General features: G+C 44.6%; 14 protein-coding genes. All 14 read right to left on the bottom strand.

The features are described 5' to 3' along the window. Window positions 1-8 precede the first annotated feature (8 nt). The 14 genes from ACBP55_RS10525 to ACBP55_RS10460 all read right to left on the bottom strand — a co-directional run bounded on the left by ACBP55_RS10525 (window position 9) and on the right by ACBP55_RS10460 (window position 23,508). Complete coding sequence (locus ACBP55_RS10525) at window positions 9-6,071, bottom strand: carbohydrate-binding protein (RefSeq protein ID WP_464651346.1); 6,063 nt, start codon at window positions 6,069-6,071, stop codon at window positions 9-11. A 767-nt stretch (window positions 6,072-6,838) separates the two neighbouring features. After that, the gene (locus ACBP55_RS10520) at window positions 6,839-7,771 is read right to left on the bottom strand and encodes a 3-dehydroquinate synthase family protein (RefSeq protein WP_464651345.1); all 933 of its coding nucleotides are present in this window, start codon (window positions 7,769-7,771) and stop codon (window positions 6,839-6,841) included. Window positions 7,772-7,969: 198 nt separating this feature from the next. Beyond that, complete coding sequence (locus ACBP55_RS10515; protein WP_464651343.1) at window positions 7,970-8,770, bottom strand: TIM barrel protein; 801 nt, start codon at window positions 8,768-8,770, stop codon at window positions 7,970-7,972. 14 nt (window positions 8,771-8,784) lie between these two features. Further along, window positions 8,785-10,134 (bottom strand): alkaline phosphatase family protein, encoded by a 1,350-nt coding sequence (locus tag ACBP55_RS10510; RefSeq protein WP_464651342.1) that lies wholly within the window; start codon window positions 10,132-10,134, stop codon window positions 8,785-8,787. Between the two features lie 30 nt (window positions 10,135-10,164). Beyond that, entirely contained in the window at window positions 10,165-11,034 is an 870-nt protein-coding gene (gene eboC / locus ACBP55_RS10505; protein WP_464651340.1) for a UbiA-like protein EboC, read from the bottom strand. Next, complete coding sequence (locus ACBP55_RS10500; protein WP_464651339.1) at window positions 11,034-11,894, bottom strand: sugar phosphate isomerase/epimerase family protein; 861 nt, start codon at window positions 11,892-11,894, stop codon at window positions 11,034-11,036. The genes eboC and ACBP55_RS10500 overlap by 1 nt, the downstream gene beginning before the upstream one ends. Before the next feature lie 32 nt (window positions 11,895-11,926). Then, window positions 11,927-12,718, bottom strand: a complete 792-nt coding sequence (locus ACBP55_RS10495; RefSeq protein ID WP_464651338.1) for a TatD family hydrolase — start codon at window positions 12,716-12,718, stop codon at window positions 11,927-11,929. Between the two features lie 25 nt (window positions 12,719-12,743). After that, window positions 12,744-13,586 carry a sugar phosphate isomerase/epimerase family protein gene (locus ACBP55_RS10490; RefSeq protein ID WP_464651336.1) on the bottom strand — a complete coding sequence of 281 codons (843 nt, stop codon included), beginning with the start codon at window positions 13,584-13,586 and terminating at the stop codon, window positions 12,744-12,746. Between the two features lie 53 nt (window positions 13,587-13,639). Continuing rightward, window positions 13,640-14,698: a substrate-binding domain-containing protein gene (locus tag ACBP55_RS10485; protein WP_464651334.1), complete on the bottom strand. Its 1,059-nt coding sequence runs from the start codon at window positions 14,696-14,698 to the stop codon at window positions 13,640-13,642. Window positions 14,699-14,749: 51 nt separating this feature from the next. Continuing rightward, entirely contained in the window at window positions 14,750-15,724 is a 975-nt protein-coding gene (locus ACBP55_RS10480; RefSeq protein WP_464651332.1) for an ABC transporter permease, read from the bottom strand. Window positions 15,725-15,743: 19 nt separating this feature from the next. Beyond that, complete coding sequence (locus tag ACBP55_RS10475) at window positions 15,744-17,222, bottom strand: sugar ABC transporter ATP-binding protein (RefSeq protein ID WP_464651331.1); 1,479 nt, start codon at window positions 17,220-17,222, stop codon at window positions 15,744-15,746. Window positions 17,223-17,970: 748 nt separating this feature from the next. Beyond that, on the bottom strand, window positions 17,971-19,254 hold the full coding sequence (locus ACBP55_RS10470) for a Gfo/Idh/MocA family protein (RefSeq protein ID WP_464651329.1): 1,284 nt from the start codon (window positions 19,252-19,254) through the stop codon (window positions 17,971-17,973). 26 nt (window positions 19,255-19,280) lie between these two features. After that, the gene (locus ACBP55_RS10465; protein WP_464651327.1) at window positions 19,281-21,554 is read right to left on the bottom strand and encodes a hypothetical protein; all 2,274 of its coding nucleotides are present in this window, start codon (window positions 21,552-21,554) and stop codon (window positions 19,281-19,283) included. Window positions 21,555-21,735: 181 nt separating this feature from the next. Then, on the bottom strand, window positions 21,736-23,508 hold the full coding sequence (locus ACBP55_RS10460; RefSeq protein ID WP_464651325.1) for a glycoside hydrolase family 35 protein: 1,773 nt from the start codon (window positions 23,506-23,508) through the stop codon (window positions 21,736-21,738). Between the last annotated feature and the right edge of the window lie 299 nt (window positions 23,509-23,807).

The raw sequence follows: 23,807 nt of genomic DNA, 5'->3' as shown, positions 1-23,807 counted from the left end.
CCTGAATCTCAATTCCCAACGCGTTGCCAAGCCGTGCACCGGTTACCGCTATCGTGCCGGCTGCCGGTTGCGGTATTGTTTTCGCCCTGGAAAGTCAGCTTCACCAGCTCAGTATCGCCGCTAATCCCATTGTCCATCCCTTTGCTTGCTAGAAGCAGCCTGATTGTGCCCGAATTTGCCTTCTCCGCGACAATGTCCACACCGGTTTTCAAAGCTGTAGATGACATATACTCGGCTGCGGAGGAATCGTATGTCACCGTGATGTCCTGCGCAAAACTGCTGGAAGTGACGCCGTGAAGACCGATGTTGACTTCGAAAGGCAGACCGGCAACCACAGTGCCAGGTCCTCTTATCACAGCTTTCGGCTGTACTTCTTGCAAAGCATTAACTGTCACTTTGATAGCCGATGTCAAAGGCACGTTGTTCGGGTTAGCCACTCCCTCCGGAAGGCTCACTGTGCCTACTACCGTGAAAGTCTGTTCTGTCTTAATGCTCGGATCGTAATTTGATGCGTATACATTCCACGTAACACCTGCATTCACGCTGCCGCTGTCGGTAACTAATACCACGGTTGCTGGTAGTCCCAGAGCTGCCGCTGTCTTAGCTGTTCCGTTCACTACGCCAGTGACCGCTGCAGGCGCTGTGACGCTTTGAAGGATTTTCTTCGCGACAATCATAGCATTCACAGTTACACTGACATTTGTTGTCAAAGTCACGTTGTTCGGGTTAGCAACTCCCGCCGGAAGGCTCACTGTGCCTGCTACCGAGAACGTCTGTTCTGTCTTAATGCTCGGATCGTAATTTGCTGCGTTTACATTCCACGTCACAGCTGCATTCACATTTCCGCTATTGGTAGCCAATACCACGGTTGCTGGCAACCCAAGCGCTGCCGCTGTCTTAGCTGTTCCGTTCACTACGCCAGTGACCGCTGCAGGCGCTGTGACGCTTACTAACGTCTTTCCTTGATCCATGGCAAATGTAAACACATTCACATTGAATAGAGAGCTCAAAGTTCCTTTAAATACAAAGTAAATGTCATGCTGACCGCTTGGAACATTGCTAACCGTGGCGTTAACCGTCGTCCAGGTTTGCCAGCCGCCTGTAGGAGGAACTGTTAGGGTCGAAAGCAATGTTCCTTCCGGAGAATCGGTACGCATCTCGATCGTGCCGCCGCCTCCGTTGACGGCTGCCACTCTTGCGCTGACGCCGGTGACATTTTTAAGATTCAGGTCTTTATACGAAATCCAGCTGCCATTCGAAATATAGCCTACATTCTCGCCGCCTCCAGTATCAGCCGTGTCCTCTGTCTGGATGCCATCGCTGGCACTGTCGTAATACTCGGCTTGCCGGTCCGTAGACAAAATCTTGATCGTCGCCGTTCCCGTAGCGGGCAGGGCATTGTTTGCTCCTCCGTTATCGGTATAGCTGGCAACCAGTTGGTAATACGTATTTTCTTGATTAGTATCGCTTTGAACCGTTGTGAAAGTCCCGGTGCAGCCAGTTTGAGGCGTATCGGGATGCGAATTCGCATCATGCATAAGCGATGGCTGCACCTTAACCCTGGAGCAATCAATCACCTTATCCTCAGTATCCGTTACCGTTACCGTATAGGGAATCGTATCTCCCCATTTGAACAAACCTCCTGCTACTGGAGTTATAATGGTCACCACCGGCGGCGTATTGACAGCTACTCGTAAAGCAGTCACTTGGATAACCGATGTCAAAGGCACGTTGTTCGGATTAGCTACTCCATCAGGCAGGACTACCGTCCCCGCTACTGTGAATGTCTGTTCTGTCTTGATGCTCGGATCGTAATTTGCTGCGTTTACATTCCACGTCACATCTGCATTCACGCTGCCGCTGTCGGTAACCAATACCACAGTTGCTGGTAGTCCGAGAGCTGTCGCTGTCTTAGCTGTTCCGTTCACAACTCCAGTGACCGTTGCAGGCGCTGTGACGCTTTGAAGGATTTTCTTCGCGACAATCATAGCATTCACAGTTACACTGACGTTTGTTGTCAAAGTCACATTGTTCGGGTTAGCAACTCCTACCGGAAGGCTCACTGTGCCTGCTACCGTGAACGTCTGTTCCGTCTTGATGCTCGGATTGTAATTTGCTGCGTTTACATTCCAAGTCACACCTGCATTCACATTTCCACTATTGGTAGCCAATACCACGGTTGCTGGTAACCCGAGCGCTTCCGCTGTCTTGGCTGTTCCGTTGGCCACACCTGTGACTGCTGCAGGTGCTGTGATGCTTACTAACGTTTTTCCTTGATCCATGGCAAATGCAAACACGTTCACATTGAATAAATAGCCCGATCCGCCTTTAAACACAAAATAAATATCATGCTTCCCGCTCGGAATATTGCTAAGCTCACCCTTCACCGTTGTCCATGTTTGCCAACCTCCCGTACCTGGCACCGTCAAGGTCGAAAGCAAGGTTCCGGTTACAGAGTCTGCTCGCACCTCAATCGTACCTCCGGAGTTGGCGGATGCCACTCTTGCGCTGACGCCAGTGACGTTCTTTAAATCCAGACCGTTAAAAAGAAGCCAGCTGCCATTCGTAATATAGCCTACACTTTTACCGCCTCCAGTATCGGTTGTGTCCTCTGTCTTAATACCAGTGCTGGCGGTATCGTAATACTCGGCTTGCCGGTCCGTAGACAATAACTTGATCGTCGCCATTCCCGTAGCAGGCAGGGCATTGTTTGCTCCACCGTTATCGGTATAGCTGGCAACGAGTTGATAATACGTATTTTCTTGATTAGTATCGCTTTGAACTGTTGTGAAAGTCCCGGTGCAGCCATTTTGGGCTGTATCGGGATGCGAATGATCATCATGCATTAGCGTTGGCTGCACCTTAACCCTGGAGCAATCAATCACCTGATCCTGAGCATCCGTTACCGTTACCGTATAGGGAATCGTATCTCCCCATTTGAACAAACCTCCTGCTACCGGTGTGGTAATGGTCACCACCGGCGGCGTATTGTCAGCCGAACTTTGCGTGGTAAATGTAAACACATTTACATTGAATAGAGAGCTCGAAGTGCTTTTAAATACAAAGTAAATGTCATGCAGACCGCTTGGGGCATTGCTAACGGTGCCGTTAACCGTCGTCCAGTTTTGCCAGCCGCCAGTTGCAGGAACCGTTAGGGTCGAAAGCAATGTTCCTCGCGGAGAATCGGCGCGCATCTCGATCGTGCCGCCACCTCCGTTGATGGCTGCCACTCTTGCGCTGATGCCGATGACATTTTTAAGATTCATGTCTTTATACGCAATCCAGCTGTCTTTCGATATATACCCAATATTCTTGCCGCCTCCCGTATCCGATGTCGTCTCCGTCTTAATGCCATCGCTGGCGCTGTCGAAATACTCTGCTTGACGATCCGTAGAGAGGAGCTTGATCGTATTCGTTCCCGTTAACGGAGGAGCATTCGTTCCCCCTTTATCGGTGTAGCTGGCCGTTAACACATAATACGTATTCTCGAGGTTCGTATCGCTAGCGGCCGTCGTGAACGTTCCGGAGCAGCCATAATGAATCGTATCCGGATGCGAATGCGTATCATGGCCTAGCGCCGGCATGACCGAAACCTTGCTGCAATCAATCTGATTGTCCTCTGCGTCCGTTACTGTTACCGTATAGGGAATCGTATCTCCCCATTTAAAGAATTCGTTTGGCGACGGCATGTTAATCTTCACAACCGGCGACGAATTCCCAACGGTAATCGGAATCGTTACGGTTGCCGATTTGTCACGCGTGTTGGTGACCTTGAGAATGGCGCTATATCTTCCATTCGTTGTATACGTATGGGAGGGGTTCGCCAACGTCGAATCGACCGTCCCATTGCCATCGAAATCCCAGGCATAAGAAATTTGTCCACTGTTCGGATCCATCGTTCCTGTAGAATCGAAGTTGACCGTCAGCGGTGCCATACCATCCGTTTTGTCAGCTGTCGCTTTAACAACCGGGGGTTGATTCTCGCTGTTCACATAAATGACTCTCGATATTTTGCCGTCACTACCGCCGCTTGCAAACTCCGAGACATACAATGCCCCATCTTTGCCGATCTTCGCATAAATAGGATGATCAAACGAGAGGTTTGTGAGGAAAGGATTGATTTTCAGCAAATTGCCATTGTCATCAAATTTCAGCTCTTTAAACCAAAACCGTGAAAATTCAAAAACAATAAGGGATTTATCAAAATATTTCGGCAGTTTATAGAGGGATGGATTTGCTGCATCGTACTTATAGACAGGCCCCGCCATCGCCGTCCGTCCACCTGTGTCTGTGATTTCAGGGAAATCCGTGCTTGTATCGTATGGATACCAGATCATAGCCCCTTTTGCAGGCGGAAGATTTTGCCCTCCAGTATTATTGGGAGAGTTGTTAACCGGCCCACCGTTGCAATCATAAGCCGCTCCCGATGTGCTCGTTGCGAAGTCGTACTCCTTATAAGCCTTGTTGTTTGCTATGCAATAAGGCCAGCCGTAATTACCGGCAGTAGAAGCCATGTTGAACTCGTCATACCCTTTCGGTCCTCGGGAAGCATTGTCATTGCTCGAATCTGGGCCCACCTCTCCCCAATAAACCGTATTGTTATACGGATTAACAGAAATTCGGAATGGATTGCGGTTCCCCATCGTATAGATTTCAGGTTTGCCTGAACCGTCCGTGAATAAATTGCCGCTCGGAATCGTATAGGTACCGTCAGGTTGCGGCTTAATTCTTAATATTTTCCCGCGCAGATCGTTCTTGTTGCCTGCTGTTCGTTGTGCATCCCATGCAGAACGCCCGGATCTTTCGTCGATAGGCGCAAAGCCGTCGGAAGCGAACGGATTCGTATTATCCCCAACGGACAAATACAAGTTCCCGTCAGCGCCGAATTCTAAATCTCCCCCGGAGTGACAGCATTCATTTCGCTGTGTAGGCACTTTCAGCACAATTTTCTCCGTGGACAGATCGATGAGATCCCCATTGACCGTAAATCGGGATATGCGATTCTCGGCAGTTGAACCTGCCGGTGAATAATATAAATACACCCAATGGTTTTCAGCAAATTTCGGATCGAATGCGATACCCAGCAAACCATCTTCCTGATTGCCGTATATATTGACTGTCGCTGCGTCCGTCGTCACATTCGTATCCGGGTTGAATACTCTTACTTTCCCTGTCGTTCTCTCGATAAAGAATAATCGGCCATCTGGCGTAAAGTCGAAGGCCATCGGCGCATTGGCGTTTTTTATAACTTCCTGCTTTTGAAAATTTTGGTCGTTATAGACGCTAGCCGAGCAATCCCCCTCCGCTTTACCGGCGGCCCATTTTATTCCGCCCAATATATGCTGCAAAAACAAGGCTTCGCTATAGCTTTCCTTCGTATGCCCTCCAGCTGTGTACCATGCTCTTCCTCCGTCATATTTTTGACACCATGCAATCGGATGATCGTAGCCCATGCCTCCATCGCTATATGATTTCTCATCCACTGTAGCAAGCACATGAACCTTACCGCGAGGATTTTGGTCAAAATTGTACCATTCGTCAGTTCGGTTCCAAATGGCCGGCAAGGTTGACGTCGAGGCATGTACCTTATCGGCAACCTTTACATTCGCTTGCTGAATTGCCGGATGGTTTTTGAAATAGGCTCCGACCAGTTTTCCGTACCATGGCCAGGAGTATTCCGTGTCTGACGCAGAGTGAATGCCAACATACCCGTGTCCGGATTGGATATAAGACTGGAAAGCGGCCTGCTGGGTTTCATCCAAAATATCTCCGGTTGTTGATAAAAAGATCACGGCGTTAAACCTCGCCAAATTCTCAGTTGTGAATACAGCGGAATCCTCCGTTGCTTCTACCTGAAAGTTGTTTGCGACGCCTAAAGCTTGAATCGCCTTAATCCCGTCGGGAATAGAATCATGCCGGAATGCGGCAGTTTTGCTGAACACAAGCACTCTGAAATCCGGTTCTACTGCTGCGCTTGCTTGCTGAACAGGGACGAAACTGAATAACAATGATGCCAATAACATCAAGCGAAAAAAAATCAGCACCTTAACTTTATTTGTGCGCATCATCATGACTCCTTCAATGATAATTTTGATTGCTAGAGCACTTCATTTCACTTCGCCTACATCATATTAATTATGGATATAAATCTATATTTATCCAAATAAAAACTCAACAAAAAGTACATCGCTCCTTTCCTTTGTGTTTGATCCCATCCTTCCATCCAAAACCAGCCATAAATTTCACAGTGTTGTGAGATTCAAGCTTGAAATGAACGGAAGTGTCCCGAAGGCCACTAATTTGTTTTATATGTGCACACATTCGGTTACGGTAACGCTTTCGTAGCCTTGAAGGTGTGGGGGATCGCTGTAAGCGATACTGCTGCCATATTTGACCAAGTTTGTAGCATGTGCGGCGATAAGTGAAATTGGTTGTATTCAAATTTATGAAAGAGATTGAAGTAGTTGGAATTTCTTTCGATGTAAGCATTTACAATTCATGGGGTGGATGTCGTGGATGATCTAGATGATTTTCGGTGAGTCTGAAAAGCAAAATAAGTAACGTTGAAAGCAAGAATGCAATAATTTCTGCGGATCCGATCGAAGTTATTTAACTTTTCCTGCAGCACACATGCTTATTAAATAATCATTTACTTCGGAAAACAATACGATTTTGCAAAGACCGCAAGAATCTAGTACTCGTGCACAATTTAGAAATACTTGAAGGCATATTTGATATTTATTAAATGGATAGTAAATAGAGCCTTCAAATTTCGCCATTTAGGGAGCTGAAGGCTCTATACTCATTCACGGTCGACAAACCTCTTGAAGAGAATGTGCTAAACAAAAAAAAGAGGGGACGTTTCCATCTGATAACGAATCGATTCACGTACAAGGGCATCATCAACATACGTTATGAAAGAGCCTGCTTCTTGATTAAGGCTGCCCAATCCATTCAGAAGAACAAAACCCGTTTTGCCGGGAACATGTCGTCTGTATCCCTTTTTGTTATCACGCAACAAATATCTCTCGATTTCTGTCATCCACGATATTGGAGGTATTGCATTAAAACCGATAAGCTCCAGAAGCTCGCGATGCAGATCCGTTTCATTACTCGTCAGGAGACCCAACCGTCTGGAGATCGTTGAAGCACACAGCATACCGAAGGCAATAGACTCCCCATGCGTGTACTTCCCGTTACCGATCAATTCCATGGCATGCCCGACCGTATGGCCATACTCTAATACAACTGCGTGATTTTTTTCATAGGGGTCATCCCGCATAACCGTCATTTTAGCCTCAATACAAAGCTCGATAACCTGCTCAAGTTCTTCCATGCGATATTGACACGATGCTTTTAGCAGGTTACGATGCTTCTCCATTTCATGAGGAAGAATCGCCAACACATTTTTTACAAATTCACAAAGGCCGGAACGGATTTCTCTTTCCGGCAAACTTTGCAGAAAGCTCAGCTCCACACAGACGAATTTGGGCGTGTAATAAAAACCGAGAATATTTTTCCACTGATCCAGATTCACGCCTTGCTTTAATGATAATACGGAATCGGAAGCGGCAATTAACGTTGTTGGTATATGAATAAAAGGTAATCCCCGGAACAACAACCCGGCAACCATTCCTGCAATATTTCCAGTTACCCCGCCTCCAAGAGCCACAATCGCCGTTCGTCGATCCGCACCAAGATCAAGCGCCTTCCTGCATAAATCTTGAACAGTAGACAAGTCTTTATGCTTCTCTCCCTGGAGGAAATACAAGCAAACTGGTAGTTCCCGCTTTTGCAAATGCAGCTACCGTTATAGAAACTATGTATTCCGGAATTCCGCTATCGCTAATTATCATGTACTTATCCGTTTCCAAAGGATCCATCCATTCCTCAACCTCATGAAGTATGCCTACTCCGGAAATGAAATCATAACAATGAGCACCAAATTGAATCTGTCTTCGAAAAATAGTTACCCCTCCATTCGTTGGTAAGGCCCCTCATAGCCAGAAAGGATCCTGTTGACATATTTTTTTGATTTGCTTACATCAGCAGATGGATCAAGAACCGTTGGATCCCGATCCCACCCGACGATCACCCGTCCATCGAATTGGTTATCGATCAACTTTTTGAATATAGGATCAAATTGAATCCAACCGTCTCCTGGGACCGTAAATACCCCTTGTTTCACAGCCCCAACGAATTCAATTGATTTTTCCCTTACATGATTTAAGACAGACTGCCTGATATCCGTGAGATGAATATATCGAATCCGTTCATAGTAGTGATTTAACAGTGCAAGCGGATCACTCCCGCTATAATACGCATGTCCGGTGTCCAGCAATAAATGCAAGAGATGAGGGTCCGTCGCTTTCATTAATTTCCCGATTTCTTTGGCTTTTTCGACAACCGTACCGATGTGATGTTGATAAACCAATTGCATGTTGTACGACTGACAAATTTCACCTGCTAGATGCAATCCTTCTGCGAAAAAGCTCCATTGATCATCCGTTAATCTAACTACCTCTTTTTCGTTATTCGAGCGAGTCGGATCCCAATGCACGGATCCTCCTACTTCACGGATGATAACGTGTTTGCAATTCATTTCCTTCAACCTTTCCACATGTTCGTGAAACGATTCAAGCTCGCTCCGACGCCTTTCAGCTTTGGAAAAAATGACGTCCTTCCTCTCGTGTGGAAGACGAAGGTCGCCATGATCCCAGGGAACTGATGATATTTCAAACAGGAAATGTGAGTCTATCTTATTGTTCATATCACTTCCCCTTTCTAGTAGTTATACCCTAGCATATTGAAAATCATTGCAGGGATATCCCTTGCATGCCATATGTGCGATTGATTAACGACTTCATGAGACGGACCTATGGCAATAAGAGTTACCAGATCGTCTTCGGTTACAGGAAGAACGCCATGCGAGCCTCGGATGAGTTCAGGTGTTAAAGGGATCGATCTCGTCTTCAAATCCATAAACAGCTCTACCGGATCGTAACCGGGCTTACGATGGATATCAATGGTTGTAGCATAAGGAGGAACCGCATCCGGATCATTCCACCAATAATAGGAAAACCATGCATTTCGATTTGCGATCGCTATAAGTTCACCTGCATTCGAATGGTCCATATTCCATTCCTTTTTACCGGAATCGTCAAGAACTAGATCAACCCCGTTAATCCCTTTCAAAGCTTCCTTCACATCATCGACAAACATAGGATTATTAATGTAAATGTGAGCTATTTGATGATCGACTACGGCAAAAGCCTGACTATGAAAAGTATCAAGGTACTCTTTGCCGTTAAGCTCAATGACTTGCAACCATCCATGTTCCCGGAGAATACGATTTAAGTAAACCGGAGATTCCACAGGATGAAGCGCATATTCGGAAAGTATGACCACAGCCGTATCCTCCAATTCTCCCATTTGTTCAAGTGAATCCAGAAACTGGCCAACAATTTGGTCAATCTCCATGATCGCATCTCGTTGCTGCTTGCTGCCCGGGCCAAACCGCTGAGCCTGATAATCCAGGTTTGGCAAATAGACGAACGTCAAGGTTGGATGATGGTTCTCAAGGATGTGAAGCGCTGCCTTCGAGATCCACTCGCTGGAAACTGCACCCGCCATTGGACCCCAAAAGGAATGGAGCTTGAAAGGACCTTGTTTCTCGGCGATTTGTTCATATAATCCTCGAGGATTCGAAAAATACCATTCCTCCATCCCCTTTTCAAGATGCATCGGAGACGGAGTAACTATAAAATCTGCACTGTCATACTTGATATGCTGCATAAATAAAACTGCCGTCTTCGAGTCCGGATCAAGTCGTTTTAATGTTTCCCACATCCGTTCTCTCTCGAGCGGAGCAATCGTCTGTTCCCACATCAACACTTCTCTTTGCTTGCGGTCAAACCGACCATTACCCACAATCCCATGGCGGTTTGGTTCAACGCCTGTCGTTAGCGTAGCTTGCATCGCACCTGTCACTGCAGGAAAAACAGGTTTTATTCTGGATACGCTGCCTTTCGCAGCAATGCGATTTAAATTTGGAGTTAATTCGCTGTTCCCCAGATGAGCTGGCGTTAAGCCGACCAGATCGAGAACAACAACACGCTTGGCTTGTTTAGGCATAGTATGATAGTATTCTCCTTTCGTGTTCCACTAGGTCATGGATATGGATCGTGACAACCACGAAGATACGACAATAAGAAAGGCAACGATGAGTGCGTGAAGACTTCCGTCAAAAATGGAAACGAGCGCTGCATTTAATATCAGCAATGACAGTATGCCATATTTTACTCCCCGCTTTATAAATACAGGTGTTGGTTTCCGGACCGCAGGATAATAGGCAGCAACCTGAAAAAAACAGTATAATGCAATAAAAAAAAGTTCCATGAACGCAAATGAACCTTTAAACACTTTCAAACTAATTAAACAAAGCACGATGGCGAAAGGTAGCAACGCAATGAGCAAAATTCTTTTTGCTGTATAGCCGTGATTCTCCCCTCTGCTCAGAGCCGTTACACCAATGATATGAAGGAAAGGAAGCAGCGCAAGCAACGCAAAATCCCAAAAATGTTCTTGAACAAATGAAAATCCAAGCAATATGTTCAGCGCCCGGCAAAGAGCCATTACAAGCGCTCCCGGGATTCCGTACTTTTTTGCCCAGATATTGTAGTTCACGATACACAAAACCAAGGCCAAGGAAATATAAAAACTAAGTTGGCTGAATGCAAGGGACAGGATTATACCGCCAAGCAATAGTAAACATGACAGTATGAATGCTTGCTCTCTGCCAATTTTCCCAGACGGTATGGGACGTTCGGGTCGTTCGATTTGGTCAAGGGAGGCGTCCATCACATCATTCAGAGCAACGCCTCCCGCATAAAGCATGATCGAAGAAAGAAGCAGAAACCACAACGTCGCGTAGGGACCCGAACCCATGCTGGAGACTATAAACGCTCCGGCTAAAACATCACCGGCAGATGTTACTAAATTGGGAACCCGAAGGAGTTGTAAATAGGCTTTCATCAGGATCCTCTCGTCGCGGATGTTGCGCCCGTCACTTCTTTAATAATGGGAGAAATATACGAAAACGCTTTCGTCGTGGCGGGTATCGGATCTTCTTCATACGGGTAAAGTTCAATCGTAATAAAACCATCATAATTGGTTTTTGCAATTTCAGACAGTATTCCTCTAAAGTCAATGACTCCTTCCCCGGGAACCAAATGGTGGTGTATTCTTGAAGACGAAATATCTTCTAGATGATAGTGTCTTGTATATGGCGCCAATCGGCTGACCAATTGCACAGGATCTTCCCCCGCACAGAAGAAGTGACCTATATCAAAATTTAGAGCGATCTGGGGCGACGATATACGTTCCATGAACTTCAAAAATTGAGAAGACGTTTCGATTAATAACTCCGGCTCCGGCTCAATCATCACAATGACACCTTTTTTTTCTGCGTGTTCGGCAATTTCGTGAATCGCTTCCTCAAAGACATCGAGTGCCCAATCTTCCTTCGCTCCATCAAGCGGCCCTCCAGGCTCAATGGACAAATGAGGGACTCCCCACTCTGCAGCCAGATCAATACAACTTAATGTGTGATTGATCCTTTTCCGCCTTTCGCTTGCTTCCCGTTCGATGTAGGAAGGACGCCAGCAATCCCCAAGAGCGTATAACATGAAAGCGTTCAAGTTGCATATCTTTATCCCTTTATTTTCTGCTCTTTTTTTAATTTTTTCTCTTTGCGCCTGGGTTAAATCGGGAGGATAGGCATGCGGAATATCACACAAGATTTCTATTCCTTCAAACCCAATTTCTTGCAAAGAATCTATCGTTGTCAGCAAGTCAAATCTTTTATATGCATTTGCACTGAATCCCAGCTTCATTTCCTGTCCCTCCTTCTTGTTATCTGTGGTATCTAAACATTTAGTTTTCCCGACATTTTATAGAACTGATAAGGATTGTTCCATACGACCTTTTGAATCTCTTCCTTGGAGAAACCCGCTTCTTTCATTTTTTTGCATGTGCGGGGAACACTGATCGGATCAGCAGGTCCCCAGTCGCATGCACTGTTAATCATAACCCGATCTGTTCCATGTTGCTTCATAATGGCAATCGCTCTTTCCGGTGTAATCTTCCCTGGATATACGGTCATTCCAGCCCATGCCCCATATTCCAATGCGAGGTCTACAGTTTCTTCAATGTTGTGATCCAGCAGCACCTTCTCAGGACGCATACCGATCTCTTCCAGAATCGCAATCGTTCTTTTCGTACCTTCCCGTTTATTGAAGTGCGGAATATGAACCATGACCAGCATGTCCATTTTCTTGGCCAGTTCAAGCTGTTTGCGCATCACTATCTCTTCCGCATCCGTAATTTTGTCAAAACCGATTTCGCCAACCGCCAGGCATCTCGGGTGCTCTAGAAACGGTTCCATTCCCTCAACGACTTGAAGAGCAAGTTCCAGATTGTTTGCTTCTTTGGGGTTTGCGGCAATACATGAATAATGTTCAATGTCATACTTTTTCGCTCTTGTAGGTTCAAAGTTCAGAATATGGCTAAAATAATCATAATAGGTATGAACGGATGTCCGTTCGCTTCCCAGCCAGAATGCAGGTTCAACGACAATTTCAATGCCGCTTAAAGACATTCTTTCATAATCATCAACTGTCCTTGAAAACATATGTACGTGTGGATCTATAATACGCATATCTTAATCCCACTCCTTAGTGTGTTTAGTTATAATTCAACATGTGTGCAAGCGCACGTTTTGCCGCCCCATCGGGGTCATCAGCATACGGATAAATTTCAAACGTGATATAACGATCATACCCGATCGATTGAAGCGCTTCCAAAACCATCTTGAAATGAATATCGCCTTCGCCGGGAATGAGATGGTAATGCTTGTGGCCTCTGATATCTTCGAGGTGAATATTCGTAATTTTTTTACCAAAACGTTGTATAGTTTCTGCCAATGGCTCTCCGAGAACTTCGGCATGGCCAATATCCAAATTAACCCCAAACGAGTTGCAATCGAATGCCTCCAGAACGCGCTGAGCCTCATTTGCATTTTCAATTAACAATCCCGGTTCGTATTCGATGCCGATTCGTATATTTCTTTTTTCCGCATATCGCAAAATGCGAGCTATAGAATCAACTAACAATTCATAGGCTTGATCAGGAGGATTTCCAGCAAGGCATTTTCCTGATGTAATACTGACACAAGATGCCCCCCATTCCACAGCCAGATCTATACACCTTTCGGTATACCGAATTCTTCGAAGTCGCACTTCTTCTTTGCTATTGCATAACGAAGGCTCAAAAATTGTCTCTCCGCTGTTCTGAGCCAATGTATATACGCAAACCGCAGTATTGGCGTTGATATTACTGACGGACATTCCTCTTTGCTCCAACAAACGTGACACTTGTTTAGCTTCGTGATAGGTAACATCGAGAGGACTTACATGGGGAAAGTCAGCAAGAATTTCCAACGCTGAATACCCGCAGTAATGAATTCTATCAATGGATTCAAGTAATGAGAAACGAGTGTAAACATTACTACTGATTGCGTATCGCATTTGAACCTCCTTTTACCACATCATGGGTCACAGCATTATTGTCTTTCAAAGAATCAATAGTTGGCATCTTTCATAATAAACTGATCTACGTTTTCCGAAGTAACCGGCGTTGCTTCCAAAACGATGTGATGCGGAACGGATTTTTCCCAGAATCCTTCCAGACCTTTTTTCTCCAAAATTCTAGTTGCCATGTTAACGGCGGTGCCTCCCATTGTAGGAGAGTAGGTCAGGGATACGATAACCTCAGGCAATTGCTTTTCTTTCATCATTTGATAAATTTCTTTCATGCCGCCGGAACTGACGATAAACATTTCTTTATCGCGTTTCGCATCACGGATCGCTTGGACAATGCCTATCGTCATGTCATCGTCTTGCGAATAGACAGCATCAATTTGCTTATTGGCTTGTAAAATGTTCTCTGTTGCTTTCAGCGCTTTTTCTCTTGTGAAATCGCCAGGCTGTGTAGCTACGATTTCAATCTCAGGAAAATCTTTCATATAATCGCGGAAGCCTTTCGATCTTAAATCGGTAACGGTTGACGGCACGCCGGATATTTCGAAGATTTTACCCACAGGCTTGCCCTTCTTCTTCTTCAATGCTTCCACTAAATATTTGGCGTCTCCATAACCTATGCCGTAATTATCACCGCCTACATAAGTACGGTAGCTTTCTGTGTTTACAGCTCGGTCGATGACAACGAGCGGTATTCCCGCTTTGCTTATTTTTTCGGCTGCCGGAGTTAAAGCGGCTGATTCCATCGGCAGCATGACAACAGCGTCAACTTTTTTGGTAATCAAGTCTTCGATATCGGAGGTTTGCTTGGCAGGATCTTTAGCCGTGTACAAGATGTACTTCACATTCTTATGCTTTTCCGCTTCCGCCTTGGCGTTGGCGACCATTGCGCCCATCCATCCGTGATCCGCGGAAGGAAGCGATATCCCGATCGTATAATTGCCTGCTGCGCTTGTTGCATCTGTAGACGGACTTTCTTTTGTACTATCTATATTTGTTTCAATCTTCGGCTTACTGGCGGTTTCCTCCGTGCAACCCGTTAATACAGCACCGAAAGAAAGCATTATAACCATTGGTAATACCCAAAAATTTTTCACCATTGACTGACCCTCCAATTGAAATAATAATTAACGACATTTCCTGTTTTCTTGCTAATCCCTCTTTTGCAGTAAGACAACCGCAACAATAATTAAGCCTTTAACCACCCCCTGTAAGTATGGCGAGATATTTAACAAATTCATAATATTACTTAATACTCCCAGTATCAGAACTCCAAACAAGGTGCCGAGAATACGCCCTCTTCCCCCGGCCAAGCTGGCGCCGCCAATAATAACGGCAGCAATCGCATCCAATTCATACATATTTCCGGAGGTTGATGTAGATATAGAGTTAAGTCTTGAAGTTTCAATAATTGAACCAACTGCTGCTGTAAATCCACAAATCAAATATGCGATGATCGTGACACGGAATACCGAAATGGCTGATAGACGCGCTGCTTGCGAATTGCCTCCAACAGCATAAATGTGTCTCCCTAATACTGTTTTCTCAAGCACGATATAGGAGAGAAACACCATTATGGCGAAAATGATAACCGGAATCGGTATGCCGAGCACATAGTTATTGCCGATTTTTCCATATAAGGAATTCATTCCTGAGATGGCGCCTGCGTCTGCATAATAGAGAGCCAAAGATCTTGCGATCGTCATCATGGCCAAAGTAGCGATAAATGCTGTTATTTTCCCGTATGTCACCATCAACCCATTGATAAGACCGATCATTACGCCGCATAATAAACCCAGCACAATCGAAACGATGATAGAGGAATGATAATTTACTTGTGCAGCCATAACGACTGTGCCGGATAACGCTAATATGGAACCAACCGATAAGTCGATCCCCCCCAGAATAATCACAAACGTCATACCAAGGGATAAGATGCCTACGATAGAAACCTGCCTCAGTATGTTCGTAATGTTGCCAACACTTAAGAAGTGTTCGCTTAGTATCGAAGCAAAAATAACCAGCACGATAAGCGCGAATAGCACGCTGTATTGATCCCACACATATTTAATCCAGTTTCGATCTTGCTTTACACCTTTGTTGGCTCCCGTTGCTGCGGTTGACATGCATCATACTCCTTTTCATTTAAAGTCCTGTAGCTAGTGCCATTACATTTTGTTCATTGGCGACGGTGTGATCGAGTTCTCCCTTAATTTGACCGTGATGCATTACAAGAATGCGGTTACATAATCCAAGAAGCTCGGGCAACTCTGATGAAATGACGATTACAGCCTTACCTTCAGCTGCAAACCTGGAAATCATCTCGTAGATTTCCTTCCTGGCTCCTACATCAATGCCTCTGGTCGGTTCATCTAGAATGAACAATTCGCTATCAGAAGCAATCCATTTAGCAAGCACGATCTTCTGTTGGTTTCCGCCGCTTAAATTTTTGACGGGGCTTGTTCGTTTATTTACTTTAACATTTAATTCATTTACCTTTTGTTCCACGAATTGTTTCTCTAATGTTCGGCGAATAAAACTCCATTTGCTTACTTTACGCAAGCAGGTTACCGAAACATTCTGAGTTACACCCAAATCCAGAAAAAGTCCCGTCCGTTTCCGATCTTCGGTTGCGAAGCCGATACCTGCTTGTACCGCATCTAATGGACTCCTGAACGCTGCTTTCTCGCCTTTCCAATACACAGCGCCGGCATCCGGCTTCCAATCTCCGAAGATGGTTCTAACGAGTTCTGTGCGACCGGCTCCGATCAATCCTGCGAAACCAACGATTTCGCCTCTCCTTACGGAGAAACTTACGTTTTCAAAATTCGGCTTGCGCGTCAGCCGCTCGACCCTCAGAATCTCATTGCCAAATCGTTGGCGTTTATCCGGATACAGATCGCTTAGCTCACGACCCACCATCAAATTTGCGATTTCTCTTTCTGTAAGCCCTTCCATAGAAAGCGTCGTCACAAATTGACCATCTCGCAACACGGTTATTCGGTCGCAAAACCGTTTCAATTCGTTTAACCGATGGGAAATGTAGATAATGGCTACGCCTCTGCTTTTAAACTGATGAATCAGCTCAAAAAGCTTTTGCGCTTCTTTCTCCTCCAGAACGGCAGTCGGTTCATCCATGATCAGGATTTCCGCATTCATCGACATCGCTTTGGCAATCTCTACGATCTGCTGTTCTCCGATGCTCAGGCTGCTTATCAGTGCATTCGGGTCTAGCTGCAAATCAAAGCTTTCTAGTAGTGATTTCGTTTCGCGAACCATCGAACCGGAATCGGAAAAGAAGCCCCCTTTCCTGTGCTCGCGTCCAAGAAATATATTTTCCGCCACGCTCATATGAGGAATAAGATTCAATTCTTGATGAATAATGGAGATTCCAAGCCGTTTTGAAACGTTAGTCGATGAAATTGTCACCGGCTTTCCTCGTAAACTGATCTCTCCATCATCTGGCTGATGAATGCCGGCAAGTATTTTCATCAAAGTAGATTTGCCGGCGCCGTTCTCCCCTACAATTGCGTGGGCTTCTCCCGCGTTCAGATTGAACTGCACTCGATTAAGCGCATTCACTTTGAAAAAGCTTTTCGATATCCCTTTCATCTCTAGTAGCATTTCTCTACCTGCTTCCCGATTTAATAAGGTATAAGCCTATCGTAATAGAAAGGGCAAGTTGGAACAATTAACTAAATTGTGGAAAAAATTATACATTCTTGTGGTTGTATAATCAATAAAGTTCAAAAGAATTTGTAACAAGTGAACAATTTAGAAGTGCTTTAAATGTGTAGATGGGGCTGTCTCAAAAGTGTTCGCATGATTGAGAACGTCCCGAATTTTACGCAAAAGAACCTCCAATTCCACTTCAACTAGCGCAGTGGTGAGATGGAGGTTCTTTATAGCCGATTTGGCATGTGAAACATAGCCATATCTATCTCGCGTACAAACCTAGCCTGCGGCTAGGTCATTTAAAATATCTACATTGTGCTAGGGAATGAATAGGCAAGCTAGGTGTGCTAATTCCTTCTAACTATCGAGGTCTCTCGTGAGATAAGACCACAGATCGTGCTAATGTTCTGCAAAAACATGACATTCTGGGCGCATTAGCGATCAATAAGCAAACATAGCTTGCTTAAGTATCAATAACAAGAGCTATTCGAACAAATAAGCAGCTTCAATTGCCCTATTTTCCGTATCGAACGACGTGCGCTTAGAAGCGCAAGTCTATTATTTCCAAAGCCTCGCGAAGAGACTGATTGACATAAAGAGAATTAATGTAACTGCTTCCGCTCTTGTCGCATAATCCAACGGAGAGAATTGATTGCCGTCTCTGTTGTATGCGGCTGAGTAGTACAGTTCAACTAAATTATTCCTCTAGCGTATTTGCTTTCAGTGATTCATAGAATTCATCCATTTGGACAACACAATTCTCCATACGGGACTTTTCAGCTGCAAAAGCCATAAGATGGCTTTGGACAGACACATGAGCTGAAGTGAGTCCTGCCACATTTCCGTCTTGACTCACCAATCTTACGAAATCTTCCATAATGCCTTCGTCTCCCCCGCCATGCCCCTCTTGCGGAGACTCAAGGCGAATGAGCTCTTTTTCCCCTGTCAAAAAACTCGTGATTTCGATTTCGTTCCGTTCCATATCCGCTCTGATTTGCCCGTTAGATCCCATCAGCTTCAACGATCTCCCGCCTTCAAATGTAAAAGCGCTCATCGTAAAAGCAACCGTTACCCCGTTATCAAATTCCATATTGACCACCTGATGGTCAACGACATCATTGTCGCAATGGTACACACATCTGCCGTATGGCCCCTCCTTCAAGGCATGGAGCACGCCTTCATCGCTTGTATCGCTACTAACAACTGTGCGGAAAACTTTATTAATCCAATCATTCCGCTCAATGTAAATTTTAGGCGCATAATAGGGGCATTCATCTTGAACGGGACAACCGTCCCGACACATTTTTGGTGCGCCCTTAGGGGCATTCTCTTTCAGAAAATGCTTTAAAGAGCCGAAAGAAGCTATTTTTGTACAATTTGCATCGGCTAACCATAATAAAATATCCATGTCGTGGCAGCTTTTAGCTAAGATCATCGGGCTAGATTCCTTGGATTTTCTCCAGTTGCCTCTTACAAAGCTATGAGCGTAATGGGCATATTCAACATTCTCCGTATGCTGGATCGTAACTAATCTGCCGATACGGCCTTGTTGTAACAGCTTTTTAATCGTCTTGAAAAAATCTGTAAATCTTAACACGTGGCAGATTGAGAATACCCGCTGGTGCGACTCTGCGATTTCCCCTAAAATGATGCATTCTAATGGATCGTGTGACATCGGTTTCTCAAGCAGAACATGATATCCTTTTTGCAGCGCATTGCGTGCTGGTATAAAATGCATCTGATCCTGGGTGCAAACAAGCATGGCATCAGCCAACTTAGGCTTTGCTAATACCTGTTCCCAGCTTTCATAGCCATGTTCTGCAGGAATATTGTGGTCAAGCATAAATTGTTTTCTTCGCACTGGATCAATTTCTGCAACAGCGACAAATTGAATTTGATCTGGGTATTTCAACGCATACGATGCGTATGCGCCAGCGCCTCTCTGGCCGGCACCTACAAGGACTGCGGTTATTTTTCTCAAGGTAATTCCCCCAATAATGTCATCTATCATTTATGCAAGATCATCGTCTGCTCGCTGAAAGGTTCTATTACGAGTATTTGATAATCAAGCATGATATTAGCATGTAAAGCCTTTGATAAATCTTTATACTCTTCAACAAATACCTTGACTCTTGCGGTAAATTTCGTTTGATTTTTCATCACGACAACAAGGCGGGCCGGACTGTCCTCAATCACTTCCGCATCAATATGGTCAATTGCGTAAACGTACCCCGTATCCTTCTGAATATATACACCGGGCACTTCAAAATAAGTTAGCATATTGGACACTTCGCACCAGCAGGAACCTCCGAGAACGCCACCAACATTAGCCTTGCCTTCCCAATCGCTCGTATTGACACGTTCTCCCATCCAGCCAGAAGGCGAATAATGGTTGCCTGGATTCGAATCCCAAGAAATTCTTAACGGACGATCTTCCCTTGATACATATTGCGGGATATTATGCGCGATTTCACTTAATAGCTCCAGATAAAATTCGTTCGATGTGGCTCGATAAAGTTTAAACAAAGAGAGACCCGATAACGTGCAAATTCCTGGTGCAGCGTGCTTATTTTGCACATTAGCCCAAACAGAGCCTGTTGAACGCAAATCAAGTTTGCTAAATTCAGAAGTTGGCGGGTACTCAAAGTCATACGAGACGCACCAAGTCGAGCAAATCTTGGCTGTATTCTCCGCCATCAACAGCCATTTCTTCTCGCCCGTCACTTCATGCAAAACAACATAAGATTCCAAAAGTGCAAATGCCGACTCACTATCCGGACATTGACATATTTCCCCGGGCGCACCGGTCGTCACACCTTGTTTGATAAAAGATTCATAATACATTTCGGCCGATTGTTTCGCAACTTCGACATAGCTGGGCTGATTGAAATATTGCCCTGCCAAGGCTAACCCTGCTGGGGCAATGCCTGCGGATGCACTGCCGCCGATGATGATTTCTTCCTTATGCACATCAATGAATTGTCCGAATTGCCGGTTGTTGTTCCATAATCGAACAAACGCATCGCAAGACTTTTTAAGCCCTTCCATCCAATGAGACGGTACATCTGCCTTCAATTGGTCGAGAAGCATGAATTGCTTGACAACAAAGTAGATCGCATCTGCATTTTTTCTCACCAGTACACAACTTATATCTTCATGGTCTCTGAAATTGTCGCCAAGCAACTTTCCTTTGCAGTAAATTCCGTAGAAAAACCCCGAAGGTGCTTGAACTCTTGAGAATAAAAAATCTATTGTCTTGAATGACCTTTCTTTAGAAAGCTCGTTGCCAATCGCGAACATCGGGTAAGTATTCATCGCACCGCCAACCCAACCTGTTTGCCATTCGCCAAATACCTCATCCTTCGAAGTCGACGACCGATAAAATTCATCGTCTTGTAACCAGTTATCTCGATTATATTTATTCTCCAAAATATCCCAAGACTCGGAGAAGGGAATTTCATGACGAAATTGCGAATCCCCTGACAAATCTTTGCGAATATCCGTGAAATAATTAAACAGACCCAGGATATCGCTGCAATCGAAGAAATATAGCCGGAATTTCAAGGTCACTTCATCGTTCTCATGAAAATGCACGCCGTAATCATCCGATTGCTCTTTCGCATTGCACATGCTGTACTTGTAGCTTCTGACAGCAGGAGCCGACAGAGTAATAGCCGCTTGCGTCCGCTGCTCATTTTCTTCCATTGTAATTCCTGAATCCCCAAGCGAGGTTCCCTGAGTCGTTAATAGAAAGATTCCTCTCTTCTGCTCATGCTGAAAGCAGCCCACTGTCGGGGTAGCCAAATCGCCCGTTCTTAATTCAATCCTAGATGGTCCGTCGCTGTGATTTAACCTTGGTACATCCGTTATCGTTGTCGGAATATGAGGACCGACCTCATCGTCCCGAGTAAGCATAGGCGGATACACCTGTTCACTGACTTTAAACCGGTTCCCGTCATACGCTGCTGCTGGCATTAACACATAGTTCTCCCTTGCCCATGTGTCCAGGACCATACTGACTGATACATTAGCCTGATCTACATTACCTTTCAGCACCTTGAAAGTCACTTTATATTCGATGACATTCTCGTTATTTTCATCATTTAAACAGGTAAAGTCGACACTCCACAAGGAGTCCTCCAGCTTTAGCTTAATATCATCGTTCGACTCTAACAACGTGCTCTTGTCCGAGTTCATGATCTGTGAGCCATTATATGTTGCCAGTTTTACTTCTAATCTGCAATTATTTTGTTCCATGATTTGAGTATGATAGCTTTTCACGATGAATACCTCCACTTTTATCCTAAATCTCTGTATTACTATCATAATCAAATTGAATGGACGGAATGAACTACGAAAACAAATCATTTCTTTAAAAATCAATAAATAATACCTCTATTTTTTATACACTTCTCTAAAATCTTATTCGACTTGCGTTAGTGACGAAACGAATTCCAACAAACTACCCCAACTCAGCAAAGTCTTGAAGAATAGCAATCGGATCGTTTGTGCCATGCAGTTCGAATACGATTAACTCATTTTCCCCATCGCGCAGAAGCGGTCCTGGGATATATAACGTTTTCTGCGGACCAATGTCCCAATAACGTCCGAGGTTATAGCCATTAATGTAAGCCACGCCCTTCGTCCAACCTTCCAGCTTCAAGAACGTGTCTCCGACCTCGTCAACATGAAACTTGCCTTTATAAAAAGTAGGCGTAAAAGAACCACTTTCTTGCATCTCCCCGAATTCGAGTTCCGACATATTGTTTAGAGGAAGCGAGTACATCTTCCAATCGTGCAAAAACCCTCGCTCAAAACGAACCCCTTCTGTAATCCCTTTTGGATCTTTCAAACTATACCCGTAATTAATCCGACCCATATTTTCCACTAAAATACTTAATGTCGCGCCTTCCGGAGGTATTTCTACCAGAATATCATTCTCTTTTATTTCCACTGTCTGATCATGCGTGTTTCTTTCAACTACTCCCTGATAAATCCCATCCAGGAAAATGAGCGCCCTGTCACGCACTTGTTGGAGTACGAGTTTATTCTTCGCCCTTGGACCCGATATCTGTGTCGTATACAAAATAAAACCGTAATCCTGATCCAATTGTTCCATCGTTATTGGACATTTACTTGTCACCCTAGAGGACAACTGATCAAGCGAATCAAATAACTTCGTTTGTTCTGTAAGGCGTACAACGCCGTAATTTTTCTTTGGAATGGAAGAAGGAATTTCAACATCCGTCAAATCCACATACTTGGAAAGCAATTCTCGAACTGCGATGTATTTGTCCGTAATATCTCCGGATTCATTCAACATCGCGTGATAATCATAACTGGTTGCGATCGGTTCATATTTACCCAAAAAACCGGCTCCATTATAAAAACCAAAATTCGTACCGCCGTGGAACATATAGAAATTAACGGAAGCGCCCAATTTCAGCATCCGGTCCAATACGTCCACCACATCGTCATTACCTCTCTGATGATGTTCATTTCCCCAATAATCGAACCAGCCATTCCAATATTCCATACATACCAACGGTTTGTCCGGCTGATATTCCTGCAATTTGGCAAATGCTTCTTCAGGCCGCGATCCGAAATTGACTGTTGCGAACACGTCCGGAATTAACGTGCCTCCTTGAAGATTGGAATCGTCATACCCATCCGAAGTGAACAGAAGCACATCCATTCCTCGGATGATCATGGCTTGCCTTATATACGCCAGATATTCCTTATCTGTGCCATAACTTCCGTATTCATTTTCAATTTGCATGGCGATAATCGGTCCGCCATTCGTACATAGAAGGGGTTTAAGCCTTGCCAATAATTCGTCGTAATAGGTGTCTATTTTATCCAAATAAGGCTTATAGCAACAACGTAATTGCATGGAAGGGTTCTTTAGCAGCCAATAGGGCAACCCACCAAATTCCCATTCCGCGCAAATATAGGGACTCGGCCGAATAATGACGTGCAGTCCCAATTCTCCGGCTAATTGAACAAAACGCTCAACATCAGCGATGCCTTGAAAGTTAAACTGTCCTTCTTTCGGTTCATGGACATTCCAGGCTACATAGGTTTCAACCGTGTTAAAACCGCAAGCTTTTAATTTCAACAACCTGTCTTGCCAATATTCAGGTACAATTCTGAAATAATGCATTGCTCCTGACAAGATTCGAATAGGTTCACCGTTATAAATAAACTGATTGCCTTCAATTGTGAATGAAGCCATTTTAACATCTCCCTAATTTACAATAATACATGCGGACCGTTACCGCATTCATAATTCATTGATTCACAAACAGACTTTCTTCGTCTCGTAGTGGCAAGTCTGCTATATAGGCATTCACCCGTACAAGTTGTTGCTCACTGATCGTACTATTCCTGTTCTTACTAAAGAAACAATAAAAATCAAAGAATCCTTCAATTTCTTTAAAAGCAGTTATCAAAAATAGTGATTTTTCTGCAAAATAAATAAAAAGTCTTTAAAACCAGCTATATGTTGGAATGGGCATTGCAGAGCGCATGATG

This window comes from Paenibacillus sp. WG02 (genome assembly GCF_055396115.1).
This window is presented reverse-complemented; position numbering and strand designations above follow the sequence as displayed.